This window comes from Thermococcus sp., from assembly GCF_027063845.1.
GTDB lineage: Archaea > Methanobacteriota_B > Thermococci > Thermococcales > Thermococcaceae > Thermococcus.
In genome coordinates this window covers 1-2,747 of the sequence record NZ_JAMOQU010000120.1, presented here as the reverse complement: position 1 = coordinate 2,747, position 2,747 = coordinate 1, and the positions used below count along the sequence as shown (strand labels likewise).

Genomic DNA, 2,747 nt, shown 5'->3' with positions numbered 1-2,747 from the left:
TATCGGCGAGCTGGTCGGGCGAAACCTTGTCGTTAACCCACTCCCAGATTGGCGGGAACAGCGCACCGAAGACAGCGTAGCCCCTCCACTCGGGGTGGCCCATCTTGTCAGCGACCCAGCTCATCAGCCCGGCGCCGAGGACGTTTCCGAAGTAGCCGAGCCACTTGTTGCCGTTGCCGGCCCTCTCAAGGACGCCACCGATGACGGCGCTGGCGAGGCCGGAGACGGTCGCGTATCCGAGGCCGATGACGGTCTTCTCCGTGAAGATGTTCTTTATGTCCTCAACAAATCCCATCTCGCGTCACCTCCGCGAAATAATTATTATGGGGCTTCAGAAGCCCCCGTAGGTGCGTCCCTTCGCCTCAGTCTCACCGAGCATTGCCTTAAGCTGGGCAAGGGTGTGGTAGCCACGCTTCTTGCTCGGGTACTCCTCGGGGTTCATGGCGTATGGTGACTTGTAGCCGGACATCCTCTCCCTTATGACCCTAAGCCTCTCGGCGAGAGGCATTCCCTTGGTCTCGTGGGCAATCTCACCGAACTTGACCCTAACGTCAACCTGTCCCTTGTGCGGGCTCTCGATGGTGTACGGGAGGTTCGCGAGTATAGCTCCGCTCTTTTTGACCCACCAGCGCGCACCGACGCTCTGGATGTAGAATCCCTTAGCTCCGATGTTATTCATAGGGGTTGCCTTACCGGCGAGACCGGCAACGAGGGTCTGGGGCCTTATCTTCGCCATCTCAACACCACCTCCAGTGGTTCTTTTTGTTGCCGGGTTTCGGCCCCCGGTAGGGCTCCCGGTCTCGTTCTCTGTGTATGTTTTTTGCAAAAGAGATATTTATGTCTTTCGCTCCGCAAAACCCGTCCTTTGCAGAAAGCAATATTTTATAGGTGGTTGGTCAACGGTTGAGTTTACAAATGTAAAAGAAAAGGTTGCGTGGCACAGTCACTCCAGCGCCCACTCAAGGATGTCGAGGAGCTTGTCGAGCTTTGTCCTCGGCCTCGCCCACCGCTTGCCCTTCAACAGCTTTGCCATCGCCTGACTCTTTGTGAGCAGTTGGCCGTCAACGAGGACGGCCTTCTTACCCACGAGCCCCGGCCTGCCGAGGTATCTGCCAACGTCCACGACCTCCCCGCCCACGAGCTCCGCGACCTCCTCGTGGCTCAGCTCTCCGGCGAGCTTTGCCAGCTTTGCCATTTCTTCCCACGCCTTCCGCTTCGCCTCGGTCGGTGGCTTCTCCGGCGTCCGGCGGAAGTAAATGGTGTCACCCCTTCTGGCAACCACGACGGCTCTCGAACCCTTCATAGGCTTCGCCGGCGTGCTCATAGCCTTCCGGTAGAGCCTTTCCAACCTCGCGAGCCTGTCCTGGTCGAGAGGCCCCCCATTCAGCTCCACCGCCAACGGCGACGGCTTGAGCTTTGGACGCTCCTCCTTGAGCTCGTGGGCGACCTTGGTCAGGAGTGTCTCCATAAGCACCACCTCACACGCCGAAGCCGAGGAAGCCGAGCTTCTCAAGGTCGGTTAGCCGGCGCCTGTTTAGGATTTTCACGCGCCCGTTTTCCCACATCATCACGCCCTCCCTGCTGAAGACCTTTAAGACCTCCTGCGGGTCTTCGTAGCCGAGCTCCCGGATGCGCTCCATAAGCTCCTGTATGTCGTAGTCGCGCCCGCGCAGGTAATCGTAGGCTCGGTCGTAGGGCTCCGGGATTTTCGGTATCTCGGCGATGAGCTTTGCGACGGCCTTTTTCACGCCGGTCGCCACGCTCCCGTATTGCCTCTCCAGCTCCCTCGCGTGGTCGAGGGAGATGTAAACGTTGCTCAGCCGGACGGTCTTATACTTGAGCCTCCTTATCTGCGCGGGGCTGAGCTTGTACCCCCAGCGCCTTTCAATCTCGGCTTGGAGCGTCTTGTCGGTGAACTTGCTAACGACGGGCATCTTACCCCAGTTCTCCTCGACGAACTCCTCAATCTGAGCCAGCACCGGCGCCGGGATGTCCGCGAGCCTAACCATGCCTCATCACCCACTCTTTGAGCTTTTCAACGACGAAGCGGTAGGCGCTTCCTTCTGGTTCTGGGAACTCTGCAAGGTAACCGGCCAACTTGAGCGCAATGTCGGGGGCGATGGCCATTATGAACATCAGGGTCGGGTAGCGGGTCTCGCCCTCGGTGAAAGACACCTCCGTGCCGATGCCGGGCTTAACAGTAACGTAAACTGCCGGGTGCCTACGTAGGAACTCTTGCACCGCCTCGCTGAACACATCGCCGGCTCTGGCGTTGTTGATTATCCAAGCACGAACCCAGCTGGAGCCGACGCGGTAGAATGCATCAATACCGCCTTCAACAAGGCGTCCACCGAAGTTCTGAAGCGCATAGAGGGTCAACGCCTCGCGCCACGTGATTGTGCCTTCCCTGTCCTTGCGCTCAAGTTCTGAGACAGCATGGGCGACGATTTTCTCGCCGAGCCATTTTCTCAGGAAGTCGGCATACATGCTGGCGTCCGAGTGGGTCTTGGCCTTCTCCTTAAGGTAGCGCTCAACGCCATACCACAGCATAGCTGAGAGCTCGCGCGGGTCTTCGAGGGCCCGACTGAGCCACTCCGGCACCTCGCCGAGGTAATGGTAAATGTTCTTTGGCTTCGATAGTTCTTTCCTCCGCTCGACTATCTCAGTTGCTGAAACCACCCCACCCGAGCGCTTCTTCATCTCGACCGGGAGCTCTCGGCGCCCGACCTTTTGGTTGTACACACTTG

The 2,747-nt window shown here is 58.7% G+C and carries 5 protein-coding genes; all 5 read right to left on the bottom strand.

Annotation, left to right across the window (positions count from 1 at the left end; all coding sequences use genetic code 11):
* A partial coding sequence (locus MVO87_RS10010) for a hypothetical protein (RefSeq protein WP_297553038.1) occupies positions 1–295 on the bottom strand: 295 nt, incomplete at its 3' end.
* A 36-nt stretch (positions 296–331) separates the two neighbouring features.
* Positions 332–736: a hypothetical protein gene (locus MVO87_RS10005; protein WP_297553036.1), complete on the bottom strand. Its 405-nt coding sequence runs from the start codon at positions 734–736 to the stop codon at positions 332–334.
* 207 nt (positions 737–943) lie between these two features.
* Complete coding sequence (locus tag MVO87_RS10000; protein ID WP_297553034.1) at positions 944–1,474, bottom strand: hypothetical protein; 531 nt, start codon at positions 1,472–1,474, stop codon at positions 944–946.
* 4 nt (positions 1,475–1,478) lie between these two features.
* Entirely contained in the window at positions 1,479–2,009 is a 531-nt protein-coding gene (locus MVO87_RS09995; protein WP_297553018.1) for a hypothetical protein, read from the bottom strand.
* A partial coding sequence (locus tag MVO87_RS09990; RefSeq protein ID WP_297553032.1) for a hypothetical protein occupies positions 2,002–2,747 on the bottom strand: 746 nt, incomplete at its 5' end. The genes MVO87_RS09995 and MVO87_RS09990, both read right to left, overlap by 8 nt.

What these genes read in the sequence shown, in the direction of transcription:
- MVO87_RS09995 (WP_297553018.1), bottom strand. Translation starts at nt 2,009, where the DNA reads ATGGTTAGGCTCGCGGACATCCCGGCGCCGGTGCTGGCTCAGATTGAG.
- MVO87_RS10005 (WP_297553036.1), bottom strand. Translation starts at nt 736, where the DNA reads ATGGCGAAGATAAGGCCCCAGACCCTCGTTGCCGGTCTCGCCGGTAAG.